The following is a 22,949-nucleotide window of genomic DNA, read 5'->3' on the forward strand; positions in this document are numbered from 1 at the left end:
GAATGACGTTATTGTTAAAACCTACAACTTAATATCTAAAAATGTTCACAGCGCTTGATTGGATTGTCTTATTTGCCTACTTGCTCCTCTCGCTTGCCATTGGTTTGTGGGTTTCTCGCGGCAACAAAAATCTCAAGGAATATATGTTCGGCGGCGGCTCGATGCCGTGGGTGGCTGTGGGCATTAGCCTCATTGCGACTTCCGTGAGTGCAACGACTTTCCTTGGCGCGCCTGCCGATGTGTTCGGCGACGACATGACTTTTTTGATGTTCCAGATTGGCGCGTTGCTTAGCATCGTGGTCGTTGGCTTTGTGTTTATCCCGAGGTTTCGCACGTCGGGCATTTCGAGCGCTTATGAACTTTTCGAAGTGCGTTTTGGTAGCCGCTCGGTGCGCCGTTTGGCTGCTGTCTTTTACTGCTTGCATTTGCTCCTCCGCACGGGAATTTTACTTTATGCGCCTTCGCTAGTGCTTGCTCAGATTTTGCACATCGACTTGAAACTTGCGATTATTGTCTCGGCGGCGATTGCAATTTTCTACACGTGGTTTGGCGGAATCAAGGCGGTCATCTGGACTGACGTGATGCAGTTCTGCGTGTTCTTTGGCGGCGGTGTTCTCGTGCTTTTGATTATTGCAAATCAAGTGGGCGGCTTGGGCGAAATGGCGACTCTTGCAAACGAAGCGGGCAAGACGCGTTGGTGGAATCCGTCGATGGATGTTTCCGATGCGCGTACGCTTATTTCGGCAGGCTTTGCATACGCGATTCTTGAAATTGCCATTCGCGGTTGTGACCAACAGTTTGTACAGCGTTACCTCAGCTGCAAGGACGTGAAGGCGGCAAACCGTTCAAGCGTACTTTCGATGGTGCTTGGTTGCGCTGTTTCGATTCTCTTTTACTGGGTGGGTGCAGCACTCTTCGTGTTTTACAAGAAAGCTCAAGTGGCTACGCTTCCGGATGGCCTTGGGCAAAATGACGTGTTCCCGTACTTTATCGTGAATGCGCTCCCGTCTGGCGTGACGGGCTTGATTGTTGCTGCTATTTGTGCGGCGGCCATGAGCAGTCTTTCGGGCGCCATCAATTCGCTTAGCAATACGTCCGAACGCGATTTCCTCGGCTGGGATGAATCTGCGGGAATGGGCGGGCTCAAACGCGCAAAAATTTGGACGGCGGTCTGGGGCGTGCTCGGCGTGTTCTTTGCACTCTTTGCCGCAACGCAGCAGGGGAGCCTCCTTAAGAATGCTCTCTTCTTTACAGGTCTTTTCACGGGTCCGCTTCTTGGTATGTTCCTCCTCGCGTTCTTTGCAGACAAAATTTTTGGAACCGCAGAAAAAGCGTTACGCGCCTGGGTCGTGATTGTCGCCGTTATTTGCGGCATGATAAGCCTCGTACTTATCCAGGGAATCCCCGCCTTTGGCGTGCCCGCACTTCTCGGCAACACCTTTAGCTGGCCGTGGATGCCCTTCATCAGCATGACCACGACAATTGTGGTGGCGCTTGTCGTGAATTTTGTGGCGAATCTTGCTTTAATAAAACCTCGTTAATGTATTTTTTGTATTTTAAAAACAGAAATTTTTATGGAGGGTCATTTGATGATCTCAAAATTGCTTAACATCATCTATCTGGTGCTGCTGATTGTTTGCGTGTGCATCCTGATCCGCATCGTTAAAAGTGAACCGGCTGCTGTTCCGGTGGCTGCGTCCAATGGAACGGTGGCGTTCGAAGTCCCGAAAATCGAAGTTTCGGCATCTGAAACCAAGAAGTTTGCTGCCGACAAGTTCGAGATGGGCTTTAGCCTTGAAATCCGCGGCAAGGACAAGGAAGCGGTCTTTAAACGCATTGCCGAACGACGTTCCGTGATTCTGGAAAATGTCAAGCAGCTCGATATTCCGCAGTCCGATGTGGAGCAGAACAGCGTGGATATCCGCAAGGAATGGACTTACCGCAACAACAAACGCGAACTTGTCGGTTACGTGGCAACGCAGAGTTTTGTGATTACGGTGAACAGAAAGATTGATGCTGCTGCACTTGTGCAGGCGCTTTCTCCGGAACCGGATGTTGAAATCCATCGCACGTCGGCTGGGCTCAAGGATGAAAACGCCGTTCAGTCGAAGGTTGTCAAGGCTGTGGGCGAAAAAGCTAAGGCAAAAGCTAAAGATTACGCCGATGGCGTAGGCGCAACGCTTGGTCGCGTGTTGCAAATCAACGGTGAAGGTGGCGGTATTTACTACAGGCCGATTCGCCTCCGCACGAATGGTCTCATGATGGCAAAATCTGCTATGCTTGATGGCGCTGTCGCAGAATCGGCCCCCGACGAAAGTGCCATTGCAGATTCCGTCGAGGTGAGCGCTTCTGTCCGCGTCGTCTTTGAACTAAAGTAGTTCTAACAAACTTTCTTCATATTCCTGGGCCGCCTTATCAAGGGTGGCTTTTGTCGTATCCGGGCTGCAACCGTAGAATCCGAGCGGTTTAAACCACTTCATGCCGGCGGCGTTTGCTGTCATCTCGAACGGGATGAGCATTTCTTCGGCGGTGTAGCGGTTAAGCCCTTCGTGCGTGTAGTGTTCTGCGGCAGCGCCTGCGGTAAATACGACGCGTACGGGCATGCCCTTCAAGAAGTTGTCCGCGCTGTAGACTATCGGGCTCATGACTTGGTCTTGCCAGTCGCGCAAACTGGCGGGGGAGTTATACCAATATATAGGGAACTGCCAAACAATAGCCTTGGACTCCTTCAACAATTTTTTTTCGGCTTCCAGGTCGAAGTAGCCATTAACTCGATTTTTGTCAAGGTGGTGAAACACAAAATTGGGATTTTTTCTGTTGATATCCACTAAGTGTTTGTTGAACATGGAGTTAGAAATGTTCGGATGCGATAGAAGAATTGTGATTTGATTGTTCATTATTTTTTTTCTGTTGATAAGTTGAGGAAATATTATAAAAAAATTACATCTTACGTGCAAAAAATCTTCCAAAATGTTCTGTTATTTATTATACTTGTAGTGGGTTGACCTACATCTTGTGGGTGTGGTCCGAACTCCAACACAAGATATAGTAAAATTGAATGGATTTGACTATATTTGAGGAAACGGGATATTAAGGTTATTTTTAGATGATTTTTACTGTCAAAAAGCGCGACGGCCGCGAGATGCCGTTCAACATCGAAAAGATTGCAGACGCTGTAATCAAGGCGTTTAGAGCCTCTGGCGAATTGGATGAACAGATAAAGGCTTCCCAAGCTCAGATGAATTTGCTCGGAAGCGATGACCTTCTGACAAACGTTGCTCTTAAGGTTGCTGCCGAAGCCGTTGGCCATCTCGAATCCGAAAACAAGACCAAGCCGGACATCGAAGAAATCCAGGATGCTGTTGAAAAGGCTTTGACCGAAGGCGGTTACGCCGATACCGCCAAGAGCTATATCTTGTACCGTGCCGAACGTACCCGCGTACGTGAAGTCAACACCCGCCTCATGCAGACGCTTCATGACATTACGTTCAGCTCTGCCAAGGAATCCGACCTCAAGCGCGAAAACGCCAATATCGATGGCGATACCGCCATGGGCACCATGCTCAAGTACGGTTCCGAATCCGCTAAGCACTTCTACACGATGATGATGCTCAAGCCGGAACACAGCCGCGCCCACATGGATGGTGACATTCACATCCATGACCTCGACTTCTATTCTCTTACGATGACCTGCTGCCAGATTGACCTCATTAAGTTGTTCAAGAACGGCTTCAACACAGGTCACGGTCACTTGCGTGAACCGAAGGATATCCGCAGCTACGCCGCTTTGGCCGCTATCGCCATTCAGAGTAACCAGAACGACCAGCACGGTGGACAGTCCGTGCCGAACTTTGATTACGCCATGGCAAACGGTGTGCGCATCACGTACCGCAAGGCTTACCTTTCGAACATGGTCAAGGCTCTCATGCTCTTGACGGGCAAGACCGAAGAAGAAATCCAGCCGGTGGTGAAAAAGCTCCACGGCGAAATGGCTGAAATGGGCATGGTCGCAACGCTCGTGCCGAATGAAAAGTTCCAGACAACTGAAGCCCACGAACTTTCCAAAACTTATGACGCCGAAACGGTAAAGAACGCCCAGAAGTTTGCCGAAAAGATGGCTTACGAAGAAACCGACAAGGCAACGTTCCAGGCAATGGAAGCTTTTGTCCACAACTTGAACTCCATGCACAGCCGCGCTGGTGCCCAGACTCCGTTCTCTAGCATCAACTATGGTATGTGCACGGAACCGGAAGCCCGCATGGTCATGAAGAACTTGCTCCTCACGACCGAAGAAGGCCTCGGCGGTGGTGAAACGGCTATCTTCCCGATCCAGATTTTCCGCGTCAAGGACGGCATCAACCTCAATCCGGGCGAACCGAACTACGACTTGTTCAAGCTCGCCTGCCGCGTGAGTGCCAAGCGCCTGTTCCCGAACTTTAGCTTCCAGGACGCTCCGTACAACCTGCAGTACTACAAGCCGGGTCATCCGGAAACCGAAATTTCGTACATGGGCTGCCGTACCCGCGTGATTGGCAACCATTACGACCCGAGCCGTGAAATCTCTTACGGCCGTGGCAACTTGAGCTTTACCTCGATTAACCTCCCGCGTATTGCCATCAAGATGAAGTCCGTGGACCTGTTCTTCAAGGAACTCGACCGCATGCTTCAGCTCGTGAGCGACCAGCTCATGGAACGCTTTGCCGTGCAGAGCCGCCGCAAGGTTAAGAACTTCCCATTCCTCATGGGACAGGGTGTGTGGATTGATTCCGACAAGCTCGGCTGGGAAGATACCGTGGGCGAAGTCATCAAGCACGGTACGCTCTCCATTGGCTTTATCGGCCTTGCTGAAACATTGGTGATGCTCACGGGCAAGCACCATGGCGAATCCGAAGCTTCCCAGGAACTCGGCCTCAAGATTATCGGCCACATGCGCGAATTCTGCGACAAGGAATCCGAACGCCTTGGCCTCAACTTCAGCTTGCTTGCAACACCGGCTGAAGGCCTCTCGGGCCGTTTTGTGCGCATGGATAAGAAGAAGTTTGGCATTATCCCGGGCGTTACCGACCGCGATTACTACACGAACTCTTTCCACGTGCCGGTCTACTACAAGATTTCCGCATTCAAGAAGCTCTCGCTCGAAGCCCCGTACCACGCGCTCACGAACGCTGGTCACATCAGCTACATCGAACTTGATGGCGACCCGACGCAGAACCTGGACGCTTTTGAAAAGATCGTGAAGCACATGGCGAAGGTCGGTATCGGTTATGGTTCCATCAACCATCCGGTGGACCGCGACCCGGTTTGCGGATTTGTGGGTGTGATTGGCGATGTGTGCCCGCGCTGCGGACGTAGTGAAGGCCACGCTATCTCTTGCGAAAAGCTCGAAGAACTTAGAAAGAAATTCCCTGGAATGCCCGCATTCAGAGGGATCAGATGATTTTACAAGGAGTGCAAAAAATGTCTGAAAAAGAAATGTCTCAGTATGGTGAAGGTGTCGGATTCGAACGCATCCGCCGCATTACAGGTTACCTCGTCGGTACAGTCGACCGCTTCAACAATGCCAAGCGCGCTGAAGTCAACGATCGCGTAAAGCACGGCGTATAAGATGGATGAATATCCTCCACTGCGGATTGCAGGGATTGAGCCCGAATCATTCGTGGACGGTCCCGGAATCCGCTTGACTGTGTTTACTCAGGGCTGTCACCACAACTGCCCAGGTTGCCAGAATCCGCAGACTCATGATTTTGAGGGCGGACACTTTATCGAGCGCGAAGCGATCATCACGATGATCAAGGAAAATCCGTTGCTCGATGGCGTGACGTTTAGCGGAGGCGATCCGATGGACCAGGCGGCGGCACTTGTTCCGCTTGCACGCGAAATCAAGGAACGCGGTCTCAATCTCGTGATTTTCACGGGATACACGTACGAACAGCTGATGAAGCTTACGCCCGAAAAGCCGGAGCTCTTTGAATTGCTCTCGTTTGCGGACATCCTCATCGACGGTCCGTTTATCATGGCGAAAAAATCGCTGGACATTAAGTTCAGAGGTTCTTGGAACCAGCGCATTATCGATGTGCAAAAGAGCCTTGTCGAAGGCCACGTGGTCATCCACCAGATTCAATTGGACGAGATGGCGGAACACCCCGACAGGGAATACAATACGTAAGTTAATTCTAAGTTACTAGTTACTAGAATGTTGTTGGTTGTTGAGAGTGTCATCCTGAATATAGGGCGTTGCCTAAAGTCAAAAGATTAAGTGAACTGTAAGGGTGCCGTGGGCATCCTTTTTTTACATATTTAATAGAGCTTTTATTGGTTTTAGTATGTAATTTGGAATTTCGATTTTTTAACCTTACATACTAAAATTGATTTTTTGGGGTGTTAGTATGTAATTTTTAGTCGAAAAATGCTAATACAAGTGATTTTTTTTTGTGAATATTATGTTTTGGAGGCTGATTTCTGTTGTTTTTGTCCGTTTAGTTGGTTTCTTTTACATACTAATTTTAGAATTTTGACTTTTAGTATGTATATGAATAAATTATACACGCTGAAAGGCGTGAAAAATGTGTGTAAATGGTCGTTTTTTGGCCATGTTGGCCCTCACGATGACGTATAAGGCGGGAGCTGCAGATGTCGAAGCATGATCCGCCATCTAAAAGATTCCACCAAGCTGGTGGATCTTGTGCTTTTCATCGAATTTTTTGACACTATCCCATTCCCTACATTCCGTAGCATTGTTATATTAGGCTCTAAAATCCTAAAAATTCTATACGGGAGTGCGTTATGAGCGCAATAAGATATTCTTTCGTGGCTGGCGTTGTTGTTATCGCCATGCTTACAGCATGCGGTGACGATGTCCTCAATATAACCGAATTGAGCGAGAAAGCATCTCTCGACATTGTCGAAAAATACAAGGAACTGCCGAAGTGTGAAGAGTCCGTTTACGGTTCATTGAATTACGTTCAGGATTCTTCGCAAGTATTCGCCTGCACTTCGGATGGCTGGGTGTCGCTCAAGGGTGAAAAGGGTGCCAAGGGTGACGAAGGCAAGGCCGGTGAAAACGGCAAGAACGGCGAAGACGGCAAGAACGGGGAATCCTGCACGACAAAGGCCGTCGAGGGTGGGGTTGAGGTGAGCTGCCCGGGGTCTGAGCCGGTCGTAATCAAGAACGGCGACAAGGGCGCCGACGGCAAGAGCGCTTACGAACTTTCGGGAACGGACAAGACGCTGGAAGAATGGCTCGCCTCGCTGAAGGGCAAGGACGGCGAGTCCTGCACGACAAAGGCCGTCGAGGGTGGGGTTGAGGTGAGTTGCCCGGGGTCTGAGCCGGTCGTAATCAAGAACGGAACGAACGGCGAGAACGGGACGAGTTGCAATATTGTAAGCGACAAGGACGGCGTCGTTACGATTCAATGTGGCGAAGGTGAAAATGCCAAGACCACTGAACTCCATAAGACCGTGTGCGGCACAAAACCGTTTGACCCTGCAGACAAGTTCTGCTATGCGGAGGAATTGTATGACCTGTGCAATGGCGATAAGTACGACCCAGAGCGTCAGTTCTGTGCCAAGTTTAATGACGATGCGAAAATGGAACAGATCTACAAAATGGTGACTATCGCTCCGGAAGGAACGGTTTACAGCGAGACCTGGATGGCCGAGAACCTGAACTACAAAACAGAGAACAGCTGGTGTGGTGGCGGAAGTGGAACGACGGAAGGCGATTGTTCTGTTTACGGTCGCCTGTACACGTGGACTTCGGCGGTCGGGAAGACCGAAACGGAGTGCGGTTATGGACAAGAATGCAATCTGGGCACGGGCGATATCCGCGGAGTCTGCCCCGAAGGCTGGCACCTGCCAAGCCAAGAAGAATGGGAAGACCTGTTTGAGGCTGTTGGCGGTCAAGTTGTTGGCGGTGAATCGACGACGGCCGGAGCCAAGCTCAAGTCCACAAGCGGCTGGAATGATTATAGAGGAGAAAGCGGCAATGGCTCGGATGCTTTCGGCTTTTCCGCGTTGCCCGCCGGCGGCAGGAGCAACTATGGCAGTTACGACTACGGAGGCGACTTCGCGATCTTCTGGAGTTCTACTAAGTACGATGTCTACTACGCGTACCTCATGAACTTGCGCTACGACCACGAGTATGCGTCCATGATCCCCCTATACAAGTACTACGGGTTTTCAGTTCGTTGTCTCAAGGACTAGCCAGCCGAGTGATGCGGTCGCCAAGTTTACTTGAGCGGCCATTTCCGAGGCGCAGTAGTCTGCGCTACGCAGTAGCGCCATGACAAGCAGTGAGGGACTCCCTCTTTATAAAATAAAAAAAGGCTCCCCGCAGGGGGCCTTAAATGTTTTGGATTGCTTCGCCCCATGGGGCTCGCAATGACGTGCTAGGTTATTCAGCACGGATGCTTGCATACGTATTGAATAACCGACGCTGTCATGCACTCAGTGCAATGACGTAGGGGCCGAGCGCAACGCGGACTCGATTTTTTTTCGAGCACTCAATATTGCTAAAACGATTGTTTTTAGTGCTGTTTTAGTACTTTTTTGTAAAAAATGCAATTTTTAAAGTATGGAAAAGATTGTATTGGCAGCACCATATCAACACGCCCGAAATCAATACCTGGATGGGCCTGTCGTTTGAACGTATCTGCATGTCGCACATTCTGCAAATCAAAAAGGCTTTACGAATCGACGGCATTTCAACAATCAATTATGCTTGGCGCAGTAAAAAATCTACACCAGGAGCGCAAATCGACTTGGTGATTGAACGAGCCGACAGAATCGTCAACCTGTGTGAAATACGATAGGGTCCAAACAGAACCTAAAAAATACCATTTAGTATTATGCCAAATAATGTAATTCTTGTGTAATCCCTGAAGTGCGGTCACGTCCTCTTCGCGTTTTTTTTCGTACCCCTTGCAAACGGTTGTTGGCAAAATGCAGGGCCCGACAAGCGACCTCTTGTTTTTGAAAATTGAACATTTTATATTATAGACACCACCGTAGAAGTGTGTTGCCGGGTTTCACCTGTCTAGTGATGCTCCATAGTTAATATATCCGTTACTTATATGAAATAAACAAGGGACAAAGCTATGGCCAGACCTATTCGCGAAACTCCGATACTCTTTGGTGAAGATGCCCGCCGTTTTCTTGCTGCAATGCAGGAACGTCGCCCCGAACCTCCAGAAGTTCGTGCCCGCCGCTTGCGGAACTACGAATTTATGAAAAAGGCTTATGAACTGGGTATGGCCGAAAAGCGTGCTCGCGAAGAAGCCAATGGAGGTATTGATCCGTGGTTCAACAATACATAGAAAAGACCAAAGTAAGATTTATTCGGTTAAATCCTGAAAATTCCGTTAAAGACTTTCGCTGTGGCGACCCCGATTTAGATGACTTTATTCAAAATCGTGCGTCGGGATTCCAAAAGCATTTGCTAGCCGTGAGTTATGCCTGTGCTGAAGCCGAAACAGGGCGCATGCTGGCTTATTGTAGTTTGGCAAATGACAAAGTGGCCGTAGGAGATTTTAAGGATAAAACGGAGTTTAACCGTTTTCGCAAAAAGCAGGGATTCCCCAATGAAAAACGCTTGAAAAGCTATCCTGCGGTAAAGCTATGCCGTTTGGGCGTTGATGAATCTGCCAAAGGTCAACAAATTGGTACAACGGTCTTGGATTACATCAAGTCTATGTTTGTATTCGAGAACAAGACTGGATGCCGGTTCCTGACGGTTGACGCATATTTGGAGGCTATTCCCTTTTACGAGAAAAATGGATTCCGCTTCATGAACGTAGAAGACCATGACCCGCATACACGTCTTATGTATTATGACCTGATGAATCTGTGTGCGTAGGTGAGTTATGAGTTCTTAGGTTTTAGGGGTTAGGGATTTGTAGATTGAACTGCAGTGTATGAGGTCGCTTCGCTCTGGGCTCGCTTCGCACCCCACACCTCACACCCCACACTTCCTAACCACAAACCACTATTTACTAACCACTTTCAATAGTGTATATTTACACTATGGTTATGAGAAAGTTTGGGAAGATTGCTTGGGCTGCAGCGGCTGTGTCGTCTGCTATGGTTGTGTCGGCGTTTGCGGCGGGCAAGGTCGCTTGCGTTGGCAATAGCATCACGTATGGTTACGGGATTGAGTCCTGGCCGGACCAAACGAGCTACCCGCATCATTTGCAGGGGATGCTTCGCGAAAATGCGCCGAGCGATACGGTCGAAAATTTTGGTGTGAGCGGGCTTACGGTCCGCAAGGACGATCAGGCTTCGTATTGGAAGGGGTACCGCTTTGCGCCGGCGATTGAATTTGCGGCGGATACGGTTATCATCGAGTTGGGTACGAACGATTCCAAGGCGTACACGACTTGGAATACTCCGGCGCAGGATGCGGCTGTGGACTCTGCAATCACGGCTGATTTTGAGGCTTTGATTGACACGTTCCAGGTGAAGTCGAAACCGCATGTCTTTATTTGCTTGGCGCCTTATGTGAATAACGTAGAATGGAATATCCTTGATACGGCAGTCGTGAAGCGCGTGAATCCGGCGATTTTGCAGGCGGGGCTCGAAAAGGGCGTGAACGTGATTGACTTGCATTTTTATTTTAGTGCGCTTGAAAAGCCGAGCTGGTATCTGGAAGATATGGTGCATCCGTCTGTCGAGGGCGCAAAGCACTTGGCCGAAATTGTGTATGCCCATTTGCAAATGGATACGTTGCATGTAACGCAGGATGGCTCGACGCTCAAGGCTCCGAAGGGCTTCTATGGTTTCCAGTGGTACAAGGATGGGAAACTTCTTGAAGGTGAAACTCTTGAAACGCTTGTGGTTACGGGCGAGGGCGAGTACAAGGTCTCTGTGAGGTTGTCCGCGAATGCACATTCAAGGATTGTGACAGCTCCGTTGAAAGTCGAAAAGACGACCGCCTTGAAACCGGATGCTCGTGAAATCGCTCGCAAAAATTCGGCGGCAACTGCGAACATGGCTAAATCGGCGCTACGCTTTGATGCTCAAGGCCGTGTTCTGAAAGCTCGCGGACCTTCGCATCAGAAAATTTACACTAAACGCTAGAACTGAAAAGGGAACGACCGGAGTCGTTCCCTATGTGTTTGAGAGATGGACCTGTTCTCGTTGCACCGCTAGAGCTTGTTTTGGTGTGGGGCTTTTATAGCTCAATCCGATGCTAGAGCAAAATTCCTTTTTTTATAAAGATAGATGCGTGAGCCCTAAATGTCGAGGGAAAACAGGTGCCTCGGGAACAAAGCGTCCTCGGTAGACAACGATTTTGAGGCTGTTTTTAGGGCTTTTTTACCGAAAATCGGCTTTACAATATATTTTTAGAGTATGAAATCCAGTGCAGAAAAATCGCAGCCTGAAGAGCGTCTCGGTTCTATCCCTCCGAAGCGCATGTCGGTTTTTGAATTTGATGATTACCGCGCTTATTTGCGGCATTATTTTGAGTGTGCGCAAGCCTTGAACCGCCGTTATTCGCTGCGGAGTTTTTCGGACAAGCTTGGATTTTCGTCCAAGGATTTTATTTCGCGCGTGATGAAGGGCGAAAAGAGCCTCACTCCGGCGAGCATTGCAAAAATTGTCGGTGGTTTGCAATTCGATGAAAGCGAGGCCGCGTATTTCGAGGCGATGGTGCTGTTCTGTCAAGCGTCCAACGGCGATGAGCGTGAAAACTACAAGAAGCGCATGGAAGAAATCACGGCGACTTATCGTTTCACGCAGCAGATGCTTTTGACCCGCGCATACCAGTATGAAGTTTATTCGCACTGGTATTATTCTGCAATCCGTTCAATTATTGGGATGATTGGTTTTGATGGCGATTACGATGCTCTCGGGGCGCACTTGATGCCGCCGATTTCTGGAGAGCAGGCGCGGCAAGCGGTGGATTTGCTGGAACGAGTCGGGCTCATCAAGAAGGACGCCAAGGGCAACTGGATTTTGAACAATCCGGCGATTAGCACAGGCGACAAGGTCATCCAGCAGGCGTTTATCAATTACCACAAGGAATTTATTGATTTGGCGAAGGAGTCCATTACCAATGTTCCTTCGACCGAAAGGAACGTGAGCAGTGTGACTCTCGGCATTTCGGAGGGTTCTTACAAGAAAATTGTCAAGTGCATCAATGAATTCCGCAAAAAAATTTCTATGATTGCTAATGAGGACGAGGACGGTGGCCGCGTTTTCCAGATGAATATCCAGATTTTCCCGTTGTCCAAGTGAGGATGCAATGAAACGAAATACTCGATTGGCTAAATCGGCGGTTTCTGCATTGTACGTGTTGCAGGTGTTGCTTGCAATGGTTTTCCTCGTATCTTGCTCCGACAACAAGGTGGCGGGCGGAAACAGCTCTGAAGTCGGTTCCCCGGAATTGATGGGAACGCTTGCGTTTGTGGACGGAGCGCAAAGGCCGGATTTTTTTAGGCGCGCCTCTTATGCTCGTGTTTACTGCGTGCCGGCGGATTATGACCCTGCAAAAGAAGATAGCACATCGTACTATGCGACTACTGCGGATTCAGCGGGGCGTTTCTCATTTGATAACTTGCCTGAGGGCGTTTATAACTTGGAAGCGTTTTATGAAAAGTCGGATGGCGAGGTTTTTGTGCTTCGCGAATCGGGCTTGAAAATTGCGACTGATCAGGCTCAATCCGTAGATTTGGAATTGGGGCAAGGTCACGATATCAAGATTTATTTGCAAGATACCAAGGACTCGGTTGCTAGCCTTTCTATCGTGGGTTCAACGTACAAGTCAACCGCCAAGATTATAACAGATGGAATTGTTCGTTATGCGATTTTTACCGGTGTACTGGCATCGTACTATGATTCGGTGCAAGTGAGTACTTCGGAGGGCACTAATAGCATCAAGGCCGTTCTTGTTGAAAATACGGATGCAAAGCAGGCCTTTTACTATGATAGTTCTGCCCGCACTTTGGAAATCCCGCTCAATACATCGGCGACTGGCATAGACCTGCGCGATACTATTGAAGGGTTTCCGCTGTATGTCCGCTTGAACGATTTGAATGCGGATGACCGCAAGTCGCTTGTCAAGAATCTTTATTCGCTAAAAGTTTATTTAGAGCCAGCTTCGTTCTGGACAACATTCAAGGTCGTTTGTGGCAAGGACTCTATTCCGACGGGGCTGTGGGTTCGCTTGTCTACGCTTTACCCGCAACGGGAAACGCAAAAGCTCGTTTTCGCCTGGAATGAAACGGATTTTATTGAGGAACCTAGTGTGACGGAGGCTTGTGTCGTGAGAGACGATGCTTTCGGAAGTGCGCTTGCCTTGATTCGCGCCGCAGATCCGTTCACAATTTCGGATGGCTTTATGGCGGCGTGGAACTTTGACGAACGTGAAATTCCGGATTCGATAGTCAAGACTTCTGGCGATAATCCGTTCAAGGGGCGCGTCACTGACGTCACTGCAGGCGATGGGATTATTGGCGGAGCATTTGTTTTTAACGGGAAAACTTCCATTATTGAAATTCTGGAATCCGCAGACTATTGGGGCTTTGCGCTAAAGGATACGTCTAGCTTTACATCGTCGTTCTGGGTGAATATTGATGACACTTCGACGTCTCGATTCATCTGGGGCAAGTCCGAATCGGAATACCACTTCAAATATCAGGCTGGTGATAGCGATCGTTCGAGCTGGATGTTCAAGGAACTCGATGAATCGGATTTGGGTCATTGGTATGAGGCTAGCATCGCAATTGCGCCGGAAGTGGATTACAGACAGTGGGTGCATTTTACGGTCGTCAAGTCGGGCGATTCCACGGCGATTTACAGGAATGGCAAGCTTGAAGAAACCTTGATTGGCCACAACAATACGGATGATAAGCGAACATCGGATGGCCCGTTTGTCATTGGCGCTCGCAAGCAATCCAACGGTAAGGTGGACCGAGTTTTCAAGGGTTCGCTTGATGAACTTTACTTTATGGATGAAGCGAAAAGTTCTGAATGGGCGAGACTCATTTATTTGAACCAAAAGCCCACCGGCTACTGGCCGAAATAAATTTGGTCGTTAGTCATTAGTTATTAGTCAATAGTGATGAGAATCGTCGCATGCCTGTGCTGAAATGCTCGCGCATTTTGCGATTCGTCATCCTCTGAGCTAACCCAGCTTTTCAGTAAGTCTTGTATATCGTCTTGTGCTGCGGTTGTTGCGCACGGCTTGATAGAACGCTCCCGGTGCGGACAAAATCCAAACATGTCCTTTCGCACGCGTGATGGCGGTGTAGATGAGGTTCCTTTGCAGCATGATGCTGTGGCTTGAATCTAGCACGACGATGACGGCGGGGTATTCGCTACCCTGGCTCTTGTGGATGGTGCAGGCGTATGCAAGGATAAGTTCATCTGCTTCGTCGGGCTCGTAATCGACAGTCTTGTCGTCGTAAAAGACGGTGATTTTTTTCGTGTCTTTCCCGATTTTGTAGATGATGCCGACGTCTCCGTTAAACACGTTCTTGTCGTAGTTGTTGCGAATTTGCATCACGCGGTCGCCGGTACTCCAGTTGCCGCTCGCGATTTTGATGCGCTCCTTGCCGGGGTTCAGGAGGTCTTGCAAAAAGTTGTTTAGTTCGTAAATGCCAAGCGGTCCTTTGCGCATAGGCGTGAGGAGCTGCATCTCTTGCGTGTCGATGTCAATTTTTTCCTTGATGCCGCGCGTGACGAGGCGGGCGATGATGTCTTTAGCTTCATCGGCCGACTCGTAAGGCAAAAAGTGGAAGTTCGTGCCTTCGATGGGCGAGGGGCTAATGCCCTGATTGATTTTAGATGCTTTGTCGGCGATGTCGTTTCCGCCAGCCTGGCGGAAAATGTGCTGAAGCCGGGTGCTCGGAATCTTGGGGCAACGCAACAAGTCGTTCAGCACATTTCCAGCTCCCACGCTGGGGAGCTGGTCGGCATCGCCCACGAGAACGATTCTCGCGTTGAGTGGTGTCGCTTCGAGGAGCGAGGCGGCAAGCCACGTATCGACCATACTGAATTCATCGACGATGAGCAAATTGCATTGGAGCTTGTTGTCGCCATCGCGGTGGAACTTGCCCGAAATCGGGTCCACTTCGAGCAATCGGTGGATTGTGCGGGCTTTCTCGCCGCAGCATTCACCCATGCGCTTGGCGGCGCGCCCCGTCGGGGCCGTGAGGCTTACACATTCTTCCATTTGGCGGGCGAGGTACAAAATTCCCTTAAGGATTGTCGTCTTGCCTGTGCCGGGTCCACCCGTGATGATTGAAATCTTTCGCGAGAGCGCCATCTGGATGGCGCGTTTCTGGATGGGATCAAAGCTGAACTTATGTTCGCGTTCCCAGTCCGCAAGGGCGTCTTCGAAGCCTTCCGTTGAAAGCTCGTTGTAGCGCAAACGGAGCTTGATGTTGTCTGCGATGCGCTGCTCCGCGTTATACAGCGGCGGGAAATAGCAATCGTCGCCTTCGCGCTTGATACGCCCAATTTCGCTTGCTTTTTCGAATTCATCGAGGAGCGTGTTGATGGCGCATTCGTCGTCCTGCATTAAACGCAAGTTGCGGAACGTGCGTTCCAAGAGAACGTTCTTTGGCAAAAACACATGCCCGTCGCTTACAGATGCTTCTTGCAATGTGTAAAGCAATGCCGCTTGAAAACGCTCGGGGCTGTCTTTCGGGAATCCGACTTTCTGCGCGATTTCGTCAGCTTTCAAGAATCCGATGCCCCAGACTTCTTCACAGAGCATGTACGGATTCTGTGTGATGCGTTCAATCGTCGCTTGCCCGAACTTGTTCCAAAGGCGTTTCGCCACGCTGCCGACAATTTCGTGCTTGTACAAAAACAGCATTGTTTCGCGGCTGTGACGCGCTTCTTGCCAACGAGCCAAAAAAGCTTCCACCTTGCGGGCGGGGAAGCCTTTGATTTTCACTTCGCGGAACTTGTCCGGATTGTTGTCGAGAATGTCGGCGGTTGCATCGCCCAAAGCTTCCACGATGCGTTCGGCAATCTTTTGCCCCACACCCGGGAATTGACCGCTTGCCAAGTATTCAAGGATATCGTTATCGTTTGTGGCGAGGTATTCAAAAGAAGTCGCCTGGAACTGCTTTCCGTATTTCGGATGCGAACCCCAGTCGCCTTCTACAGCAATGGTTTCGCCTGGTTGCAAAGCGGGAAACGTTCCCGTGACGACAACGACTTTCTTGCTTTCTATATCGTTCAGACGCATCACGGTAAAGCCATTTTGCTGGCTATGGAACGTGATGGATTTTATGCTGCCTTTTATGACCACAACAGTTGTCATGCCCGATTTAATCGGGCATCTCCTTTATTTGTTGTGGATGGTTCTAGCATTGATTGAATTTGCTGGCAGCGCTTGTTTACTGAGCCTTCGGAATTTTACCTTCGTCCAGTTCCGGTCTCCAAACATCGGCATCGAAACCAGGCATCTTGGTAAGCTCCTTGCCGCGAACGCAGAGGAAGAATCCGAGAATTGCAGCGTCGTGGAGTGCAATCACAAGTGCAGTCTTGTAGTCGAGACCAAATCCGAGCGGAGCGCCCTTGAGGTTTTCCGGGCTCACCCAAAGGATGTAATCGGTTGTAATGAACGTCATGAACATGCACGGAATCAGCGCAATCCAGAAGTTTTTCTTTTTACTGCGGAGATAAACAGTTGCCACGCAGAGACTGCAAACGGCCATGAGCTGGTTGCTCCAGCTGAAGTAATTCCACAAGATGTTGAAACCTTCGGGGTTCAAGTTGCTCCAGAAGATAATCACGGCGCAGAGGGCGAACATCGGAACCGTGAGGATCAAACGGTTACGCACGGAGGTCTGTTCAAGGCCCGTAAGTTCAGCAATCGTAAGGCGGAGGCTGCGGAGGCTGGTGTCGCCACTTGTAATAGCAAGGATAATTACGCCCACGACCACGAGAATCGAAATCGGAGCCCAAGGAATCACTGTTGAAACGAGAACGCTCAAAACCTTCACGCCCGAAGCGCCTGTCAAAAGTTCCGGCATCTGGTGGTAAATGAACATGCCACCTGCAGCCCAAATCATACCAATCAAACCTTCAATAATCATCATGCCGTAGAATGTCTGGCGACCGGTCTTTTCGGTGACTTCAGTGCGTGCAACGAGCGGGCTTTGCGTGCTGTGGAAGCCGCTGATGATGCCGCAAGCAATCGTTACGAAGAGCATCGGGATGATCGGCTGGCCTGCCGGATGCTTGTGGAAGTTGCTCATGATGTCTGCAAAGCAGAATTCATCGAGGACGTTCAAGTTCGGGATGATGCCCACGAAAATAGCGAGGGAGGCGAGAATCAAGAGGGCGCCAAAAACCGGGTAGATGCGGCCGATAATCTTATCGATCGGGAAGAAGGTGCTGATGAAGTAGTAGGCAAAAATGACGGCGACGGCAATCCAGAAAAGAGTCGGCGAAACGTGGCTGCCTGCGAGAATCGGCGTATTCACGAGTGCTGCCGGAGTGTTGGTGAACACGGCGCCAACGAGAATGAGCGCGACCGAGATAAGTGTCATCACAAGCTTTGCCGGTCCCTTGCCCAAGAACTTGCGGGAGAGAGCCGGAACGTTGTAGCCGTTATTGCGCATGCTAATCATGCCACTGAAGTAGTCGTGCACTGCGCCGCCGAGGACGTTTCCGAGCGGGAGCAAGATGAACACGATGGCGCCAAACTTGATGCCGAGAATCACGCCGATCACAGGGCCAATGCCTGCAATGTTCAAAAGCTGAATGAGAACGTTTTTCCAGTGCGGCATCGGGACGCGGTCAACGCCATCCGGGTTTGCGAGCGCAGGAGTCTTGCGGTCATCGGGACCGAACACGCGTTCGACGAACTTGCCGTAGGTGAAATATCCAAGGATGAGGATTGCAACACCAATTAGGAATGTTATCATTTTTTGTGCCTTCTTTTTTTATTTAGAACTGTACCATTGCATTGATAGATACAGCTATGTATGTTTGCCAAATATAGTTTTTGATATCTACGGTACCACTGTTCTTTGTGTTGACCGCTTTATACCAGGTTTCGAAAACTCGTAATGATGGCATGAGTCCGAAATTTTCTGTCAGGTAGTAACGCATGTTTGTGACAATGGCAACTCCGGAACCCATGAAGTTCGTATCGAAAAATCCTTTGACGCTAGTGGTATTCTTTTCGATTTTAAGATTGGTATAGGAATATCCAAGACCTACGCCCACCTGGAACCTTTCAGGGTAGAAAAAGTTATAAGTGAATTCTGCACCGATACGCATGTAGCGCATATCCTGTTCTTTGGGAAGGTCCTTAATGGCAGTTTCTTCGGTCCAATATTGAAAAGACAAAGCAAGAGTAAATTCGCGGATGTTCACGCCGATGTTATAGTCGGGAGAAAGGAGAATTTTTGCGGTTGGCATATTGACGGTTTCTGTGTAATTGTCTTCGTCTTGAATTGTTATATGACGGTGGTGTAAACCGCCACGATTAGCAATGACGTTGAAACCGAGGCTTGCGTAATAAGAACGCTCCCATTGTGCGAAGTCGCTATCGCTAGGTTGTGCCCAAACAATCCCTGCCAAAAAAGCAATTGCCAATAGAAATTTTTTCATCTCAATCCTCCCTTTAAAAAAATTGCACCCTTAATTTAGAAATTTAAGGGTGCCTTGGTATAATTTGTAATGGGTTATGGTGCTTTATTCGGCGTATTTGAACATAGCGTCGATGCACTTCTTGGCCTTCACGCGCACGCCTTCGTCGAGCGAGATGTGTTCTGCCTTTTCGGGGTGGCGGAGTGCTTCCAAGATGTTTTCGAGCGAGTTCGACTTCATGTACTTGCACATGCAGCAGCTACCGATAAAGTTCATGTCCGGATGTTCGTAGTGCATACGGGCATTGAGACCGCATTCCGTGAGGAGCAAGATGCAGCTGTCTTTGGGCTGTTGATTGATGTAGCTCACCATCTGACCTGTGCTTCCGACGTAGTCACTGAGCATGGCAACGGACGGGTTGCATTCCGGGTGGCTAATCACTTTGAGATTCGGGTTTTGGCTACGGAAGAACTGGATCAAATCCGGGTCGTAGTTTTCGTGAACGTAGCAGCAGCCGTTATAGAGCTTGATGTCTTTCTTGACACCGCGACGCTTCATTTCATCGATGATGTTCTGGCCCATGAGAGCATCCGGAACAAAGAAAATCTTGTCAGATGGAATTGTTTCGACGATGTGCATCACGTTACCGCTGGTCACGCAGACGTCGCAGGCGGCCTTCACGTCGGCAGTCGTGTTGATGTAGCAGACAAACGTGTAGTCCGGATTCTGCTTGCGGAGTTCTTCGACGTCCTTGCCGGTAATGGAATCGGCGAGGCTGCAACCCGTGAGCGGGCCCGGGATAATCACGTCCTTCTGCGGGTTCAAAATCTTGGCGGTTTCGCCCATGAAACGCACGGCAGAGAAGAGAATCGTTTTTTGCTGGACGGTGGTAGCGTCCTTGCTGAGCTTAAAGCTATCGCCAGTGAAGTCGGCAACGCCCAAAAGAATTTCAGGAGCGCAGTAGCTGTGGGCGAGGATAACGGTATCCTGCTGCTTCTTGAGCTCGTTGATTTCGTTGATGAGCGGGAGCATCTTTTCCACCTTTTCCATGGTGTAGGTGCAAAGGGCTGCGCCCGGCTTGACGGACTTGAGACGATTGTAAAGTTCTTCTGCTGTCATTGTGTTACCTAGATTATTGCCTAGTTAAAAGATAGTAAATTAATACCCGGCCCATTCAGCGCTGATGGAGGGGCTAGCCTTGCGGATGTTCGATTCTTCGGGAGTCTCTTCCTTGCAGGCGATGTCGCCGCTTGCAATTCGTTCCTTGATTTCATCGAACGTCTTGGGCGGCACGGAATCGGGAGAGTTGTCGCCGAGCACTTTGCAGGGGGCTGCTTCGGATTCTTTTGCCTTGTCCTTGACGGGCGTGTATTCGCGGAGGGCGGGAACGCTATAGAACTTGTCTTCTTCGGGGCTCCAAGCGGTGAGTGCCTTGCCGTAGACGCATCCGGAATCGAGACCGATAAATCCAGGAATGTTCACAAAGCCCATCTTGGCCCAATGTCCAAAAATCACGCGCTTGTTCCACTTGACCTGTTCAAACCAGGGCTTGTCATTCCAATAGCGGATGGAAAGGAGCACTTCGGGGCTCATGTCTTCGAGGCGAGTTTTGCCCGGTTCAAGTCCAGCGTGCACGAGCAATGCGTGCGGCGTGTCGCGCCAGAGCGGCCAGTTCTTCACGGTATCGCGGATGTAAACCCATTCGTCAAGCGAGAGCGCCTTGAAACGCTTCTTCTGCTTTTCGGTCCAGTTGCTCTTGGGCGTTTCCATCATGCGGATGAGATGTTCTTCGTGGTTTCCGCGGACGGTTAGAATGCCGAGTTCCTCGACAATGCGCATGGCGCGCATCATGTCGGGACCTTTGTTGATGATATCGCCGGTCTGGTAAATGGTATCGCTACCGCGTACAAAGCCGAATTGGTCGATAATCGCAGAGAGTTCGTCTGCGCAACCATGAACATCACCGATATAGAGAGTACGTTTCATTGATCGCCTACAAATGCACGGCCTGACGCAATTTGTTCAATTCGTTGGGCGTGAGTTCGCGGAATTCGCCTGCGGGCAAGTCGCCGAGCTGAATTTGGCAGTAGCTTACGCGCTTGAGGTCGCGGATTTCGTAACCGATGGCACGCATCATGCGGCGGATTTCACGGTTCTTGCCTTCGATAAGCACAAGTTCTGCAAATCCGTTTTCGAGGTAGACGTCTGTGGCGAAAGCGATTTCTTCCTGGGCATCCGGATCTTCCGGGTCGCGGATGTCCACGCCATCGACCAAGCGCTGGGCGGCAGATTCGCTGAGCGGGCGAGTGGTCCACACGTAGTAGCTGCGCGGCACTTCAAAACTCGGGTGCGTGAGGCGGTAAAGCAATTCGCCGTCGTCGGTGAAAAGCAAGAGACCGCGGCTCTGCAAGTCGAGTCGTCCAACGTACTTGAAATTATGGTATCCCGGCGGCAAGTAATCGTAAACCGTGCGGCGGCCCTGCGGGTCGTCCTTGGTGCAGACGCAACCAGCCGGCTTGTGGAGCATGATGACTTTTGTTTTCTTGTTTGTCGGGAGCTTCAGCAACTTTCCGTCAACCGTCACCTGGTCCTTGGTTTCGTCCACTTGATGGCCGAGGTCAGAGATCGTTTCTCCGTTCACCTGTACGCGACCGTCAGCGACGAGTTCATCGGCCGCGCGACGGCTAGCAAAACCACTGAGAGAAATGTACTTGTTTATACGCATAATCTTTTTGCTCTGTCATCCTGGAGCCTCGTAGAGGCGATAGGATCCATCAAGCATCTCCTTTATTTGTCAATGGTCATTAGTCATTGGTCTATGGTCAATAGCTATCGCAAACAACAAACAACTAATAACTAATGACTAATGACTAACTACTAATAACTATCAACTAACTTTTCAAAAATGCCGGGCGCTTCTTTGGCTTGGGTTCCGGTTCTTTTTCTGGCGGGTAGAGGAGACCAAAGCGGAGTCCTGCCGTACTGATCTTGAACGTTTCGACGCGGAGTTTCTCGAGGAGCGAACGCAACCAGAAAAGTCCACAGATGATGACTTCGTGGCGACCGTTTCCAAGTCCCGGAAGCATTGCGCGGAGTTCCTTCGAGAGGTTTGTAATTCTTGTGGTGACTGCTTCGAGGTCCGAAAGACTCAATTCAAGCCCTTCGATTGCTTTGTAGTCAAATGCCTGGCTGTTCAAGAACACCATGGCAAGTGCAGTACCTGTTCCACCGATAAGGTAGACAGGCTTCTTGGTCATGCCCTTGAAAGACAAATCCTTGAACGTTTCCTTGATAAACTTCTTGTATTCCGGGCCGGGAATCGGACCCATGGCCTTGAACATCTTGAGGGCGCCAATAGGAATCGAGAATGTCGTTTCGCCATTGCTGAGTTCCGTGGAACCGCCACCGATGTCAATCGTGACAAAGCCTTCGCCATGCCATTCTTTTACGGAACGGTAGGTGAGCTTGCCTTCTTCTTCGCCGGTGATGACGCGCGGCTTGACCCACACTGCTTTTTCAACAGCTTCAATCACTTCGTCCGGATTTGTGGCCTTGCGCATGGCTTCGGTCATGGCGACGGCTTTAAGGTCTGCACCGAGGGCGTGCAAGTCCATGCGGAACTTGGTCATAATCTGCACAAGTTCCTGGATGCGTTCCGGCGTGATTTTTCCGTGCTCGTAGATGTCTTCGCCAAGGCGGCAGACTTCGACCTTTTGCAGTTTCGGAACGAGAATCTTGCGTGTGGCTACTGGCGCTTCGCTTGATGCGGCGGGAGTCTCGGAATTTGCGGGCGCCTCTGCTGGCGTCTCGACTTTTTCGAGATTCGCAGATTCAGCGGGAGCAGCGGCAGGTGCGTCTTCGAACGCTGCGATTAGCAAAATGCAGCTGTGACTCCCGATGTCGATTGTTGCCTGGAGTTTATTTTCCACTTTCGGCCTCGTCCTTTTTTTCTTCTTGCTGATTCATCTTCTTCAGCATGATGTTTTTCATCTTTTCGGCGAGGGCGCCTGGATTTGTGAGGAACTGCTTGGCGTGAGCGATTGCTTCTTCAACGACGGATTCCGGGTACTTGGAACTCCATGCGGCGACGATGTCGCCAGTCGTGCTGCCGAGCGGCTTCTTTTCGCGAATTTCCTGGCCCATCTTGAGAGCGAGCAAAAGTCCGAGTTCAAATGCTTTCGGTTCTGCTTCGGCTTCAATCATCTTTTCGATGCGGGCGATGCGTTCTTCAAAGGGAATGTTCTGCGAATTGGTCAAATCTTTTTCTGAAATCATGCTAACAAAAATAGTAAACGGAGGGCGGAGCGCCAAAGGATATTATTGTTACAAAGGGTTTTGCTTGAATAGATTTAAAAAGAACTTTATGCGGGCGGGGCCCCAGCTCGGAGTTGCGA

At 50.0% G+C, this 22,949-nt stretch carries 20 protein-coding genes; 11 read left to right on the forward strand and 9 right to left on the reverse strand.

From position 1 onward, the window contains the following. The first annotated feature begins 41 nt into the window (after positions 1–41). Together BUQ91_RS01380 and BUQ91_RS01385 are read left to right on the forward strand one after the other, a co-directional pair. Positions 42–1,541: a sodium:solute symporter gene (locus BUQ91_RS01380; protein WP_074207873.1), complete on the forward strand. Its 1,500-nt coding sequence runs from the start codon at positions 42–44 to the stop codon at positions 1,539–1,541. 48 nt (positions 1,542–1,589) lie between these two features. Further along, positions 1,590–2,378 carry an SIMPL domain-containing protein gene (locus tag BUQ91_RS01385; RefSeq protein ID WP_074207874.1) on the forward strand — a complete coding sequence of 263 codons (789 nt, stop codon included), beginning with the start codon at positions 1,590–1,592 and terminating at the stop codon, positions 2,376–2,378. Here BUQ91_RS01385 and BUQ91_RS01390 read toward each other — a convergent pair. Then, entirely contained in the window at positions 2,370–2,897 is a 528-nt protein-coding gene (locus tag BUQ91_RS01390) for an NAD(P)H-dependent oxidoreductase (RefSeq protein ID WP_072827515.1), read from the reverse strand. The genes BUQ91_RS01385 and BUQ91_RS01390 overlap by 9 nt on opposite strands. A 209-nt stretch (positions 2,898–3,106) precedes the next feature. Here BUQ91_RS01390 and BUQ91_RS01395 point away from each other — a divergent pair, with 209 nt between their 5' ends. The 9 genes from BUQ91_RS01395 to BUQ91_RS01435 all read left to right on the forward strand — a co-directional run bounded on the left by BUQ91_RS01395 (position 3,107) and on the right by BUQ91_RS01435 (position 14,023). Further along, complete coding sequence (locus tag BUQ91_RS01395) at positions 3,107–5,437, forward strand: anaerobic ribonucleoside triphosphate reductase (protein ID WP_074207875.1); 2,331 nt, start codon at positions 3,107–3,109, stop codon at positions 5,435–5,437. Next, entirely contained in the window at positions 5,434–5,604 is a 171-nt protein-coding gene (gene nrdD / locus BUQ91_RS15470) for an anaerobic ribonucleoside-triphosphate reductase (protein WP_073423359.1), read from the forward strand. Before BUQ91_RS01395 ends, nrdD begins: the two co-directional genes overlap by 4 nt. Position 5,605: 1 nt before the next feature. Then, a complete protein-coding gene (nrdG, locus tag BUQ91_RS01405) occupies positions 5,606–6,166 on the forward strand; it encodes an anaerobic ribonucleoside-triphosphate reductase activating protein (RefSeq protein ID WP_072827512.1) in 561 nt (186 codons plus the stop codon). Positions 6,167–6,783: 617 nt separating this feature from the next. Beyond that, entirely contained in the window at positions 6,784–8,202 is a 1,419-nt protein-coding gene (locus tag BUQ91_RS01410) for a fibrobacter succinogenes major paralogous domain-containing protein (protein ID WP_074207876.1), read from the forward strand. A gap of 893 nt (positions 8,203–9,095) precedes the next feature. Next, positions 9,096–9,314: a hypothetical protein gene (locus tag BUQ91_RS01415; RefSeq protein WP_074207877.1), complete on the forward strand. Its 219-nt coding sequence runs from the start codon at positions 9,096–9,098 to the stop codon at positions 9,312–9,314. Beyond that, on the forward strand, positions 9,296–9,853 hold the full coding sequence (locus BUQ91_RS01420) for a GNAT family N-acetyltransferase (RefSeq protein WP_074207878.1): 558 nt from the start codon (positions 9,296–9,298) through the stop codon (positions 9,851–9,853). The genes BUQ91_RS01415 and BUQ91_RS01420 overlap by 19 nt, the downstream gene beginning before the upstream one ends. A gap of 173 nt (positions 9,854–10,026) precedes the next feature. Next, positions 10,027–11,073: a GDSL-type esterase/lipase family protein gene (locus tag BUQ91_RS01425; protein ID WP_254842200.1), complete on the forward strand. Its 1,047-nt coding sequence runs from the start codon at positions 10,027–10,029 to the stop codon at positions 11,071–11,073. A gap of 273 nt (positions 11,074–11,346) precedes the next feature. Next, positions 11,347–12,234, forward strand: a complete 888-nt coding sequence (locus BUQ91_RS01430) for a TIGR02147 family protein (RefSeq protein ID WP_083601106.1) — start codon at positions 11,347–11,349, stop codon at positions 12,232–12,234. Between the two features lie 7 nt (positions 12,235–12,241). Beyond that, entirely contained in the window at positions 12,242–14,023 is a 1,782-nt protein-coding gene (locus BUQ91_RS01435) for a LamG domain-containing protein (RefSeq protein ID WP_074207880.1), read from the forward strand. Positions 14,024–14,122: 99 nt separating this feature from the next. Here the strand turns inward: BUQ91_RS01435 and BUQ91_RS01440 are convergent, their stop codons facing one another. The 8 genes from BUQ91_RS01440 to BUQ91_RS01475 all read right to left on the reverse strand — a co-directional run bounded on the left by BUQ91_RS01440 (position 14,123) and on the right by BUQ91_RS01475 (position 22,830). Continuing rightward, positions 14,123–16,273: an SF1B family DNA helicase RecD2 gene (locus BUQ91_RS01440; RefSeq protein WP_074207881.1), complete on the reverse strand. Its 2,151-nt coding sequence runs from the start codon at positions 16,271–16,273 to the stop codon at positions 14,123–14,125. A 76-nt stretch (positions 16,274–16,349) separates the two neighbouring features. Further along, the gene (locus BUQ91_RS01445) at positions 16,350–17,885 is read right to left on the reverse strand and encodes a carbon starvation CstA family protein (RefSeq protein ID WP_072827505.1); all 1,536 of its coding nucleotides are present in this window, start codon (positions 17,883–17,885) and stop codon (positions 16,350–16,352) included. Between the two features lie 22 nt (positions 17,886–17,907). Next, the gene (locus BUQ91_RS01450; protein WP_072827504.1) at positions 17,908–18,576 is read right to left on the reverse strand and encodes an outer membrane beta-barrel protein; all 669 of its coding nucleotides are present in this window, start codon (positions 18,574–18,576) and stop codon (positions 17,908–17,910) included. An 84-nt stretch (positions 18,577–18,660) separates the two neighbouring features. Next, on the reverse strand, positions 18,661–19,674 hold the full coding sequence (gene nadA / locus BUQ91_RS01455; RefSeq protein ID WP_015732223.1) for a quinolinate synthase NadA: 1,014 nt from the start codon (positions 19,672–19,674) through the stop codon (positions 18,661–18,663). 39 nt (positions 19,675–19,713) lie between these two features. Further along, entirely contained in the window at positions 19,714–20,541 is an 828-nt protein-coding gene (locus BUQ91_RS01460) for a metallophosphoesterase (RefSeq protein WP_074207882.1), read from the reverse strand. A gap of 7 nt (positions 20,542–20,548) precedes the next feature. Continuing rightward, on the reverse strand, positions 20,549–21,280 hold the full coding sequence (locus tag BUQ91_RS01465; protein WP_074207883.1) for a pseudouridine synthase: 732 nt from the start codon (positions 21,278–21,280) through the stop codon (positions 20,549–20,551). A 166-nt stretch (positions 21,281–21,446) separates the two neighbouring features. After that, complete coding sequence (locus BUQ91_RS01470) at positions 21,447–22,484, reverse strand: Ppx/GppA phosphatase family protein (RefSeq protein WP_074207884.1); 1,038 nt, start codon at positions 22,482–22,484, stop codon at positions 21,447–21,449. Next, complete coding sequence (locus tag BUQ91_RS01475) at positions 22,474–22,830, reverse strand: hypothetical protein (RefSeq protein WP_074207885.1); 357 nt, start codon at positions 22,828–22,830, stop codon at positions 22,474–22,476. Before BUQ91_RS01475 ends, BUQ91_RS01470 begins: the two co-directional genes overlap by 11 nt. Positions 22,831–22,949: the final 119 nt, after the last annotated feature.

The organism is Fibrobacter sp. UWB11 (assembly GCF_900143015.1).
GTDB lineage: Bacteria > Fibrobacterota > Fibrobacteria > Fibrobacterales > Fibrobacteraceae > Fibrobacter.

Coding starts and splice junctions, on each gene's coding strand:
- BUQ91_RS01410 (WP_074207876.1), top strand. CDS start 6,784: ATGAGCGCAATAAGATATTCTTTCGTGGCTGGCGTTGTTGTTATCGCC.
- BUQ91_RS01475 (WP_074207885.1), bottom strand. CDS start 22,830: ATGATTTCAGAAAAAGATTTGACCAATTCGCAGAACATTCCCTTTGAA.
- BUQ91_RS01460 (WP_074207882.1), bottom strand. CDS start 20,541: ATGAAACGTACTCTCTATATCGGTGATGTTCATGGTTGCGCAGACGAA.
- BUQ91_RS01390 (WP_072827515.1), bottom strand. CDS start 2,897: ATGAACAATCAAATCACAATTCTTCTATCGCATCCGAACATTTCTAAC.
- BUQ91_RS01425 (WP_254842200.1), top strand. CDS start 10,027: ATGAGAAAGTTTGGGAAGATTGCTTGGGCTGCAGCGGCTGTGTCGTCT.
- nrdD (WP_073423359.1), top strand. CDS start 5,434: ATGATTTTACAAGGAGTGCAAAAAATGTCTGAAAAAGAAATGTCTCAG.
- BUQ91_RS01385 (WP_074207874.1), top strand. CDS start 1,590: ATGATCTCAAAATTGCTTAACATCATCTATCTGGTGCTGCTGATTGTT.
- BUQ91_RS01440 (WP_074207881.1), bottom strand. CDS start 16,273: ATGACAACTGTTGTGGTCATAAAAGGCAGCATAAAATCCATCACGTTC.
- BUQ91_RS01465 (WP_074207883.1), bottom strand. CDS start 21,280: ATGCGTATAAACAAGTACATTTCTCTCAGTGGTTTTGCTAGCCGTCGC.
- BUQ91_RS01450 (WP_072827504.1), bottom strand. CDS start 18,576: ATGAAAAAATTTCTATTGGCAATTGCTTTTTTGGCAGGGATTGTTTGG.
- BUQ91_RS01395 (WP_074207875.1), top strand. CDS start 3,107: ATGATTTTTACTGTCAAAAAGCGCGACGGCCGCGAGATGCCGTTCAAC.
- nadA (WP_015732223.1), bottom strand. CDS start 19,674: ATGACAGCAGAAGAACTTTACAATCGTCTCAAGTCCGTCAAGCCGGGC.
- BUQ91_RS01380 (WP_074207873.1), top strand. CDS start 42: ATGTTCACAGCGCTTGATTGGATTGTCTTATTTGCCTACTTGCTCCTC.
- BUQ91_RS01435 (WP_074207880.1), top strand. CDS start 12,242: ATGAAACGAAATACTCGATTGGCTAAATCGGCGGTTTCTGCATTGTAC.
- nrdG (WP_072827512.1), top strand. CDS start 5,606: ATGGATGAATATCCTCCACTGCGGATTGCAGGGATTGAGCCCGAATCA.
- BUQ91_RS01430 (WP_083601106.1), top strand. CDS start 11,347: ATGAAATCCAGTGCAGAAAAATCGCAGCCTGAAGAGCGTCTCGGTTCT.
- BUQ91_RS01445 (WP_072827505.1), bottom strand. CDS start 17,885: ATGATAACATTCCTAATTGGTGTTGCAATCCTCATCCTTGGATATTTC.
- BUQ91_RS01415 (WP_074207877.1), top strand. CDS start 9,096: ATGGCCAGACCTATTCGCGAAACTCCGATACTCTTTGGTGAAGATGCC.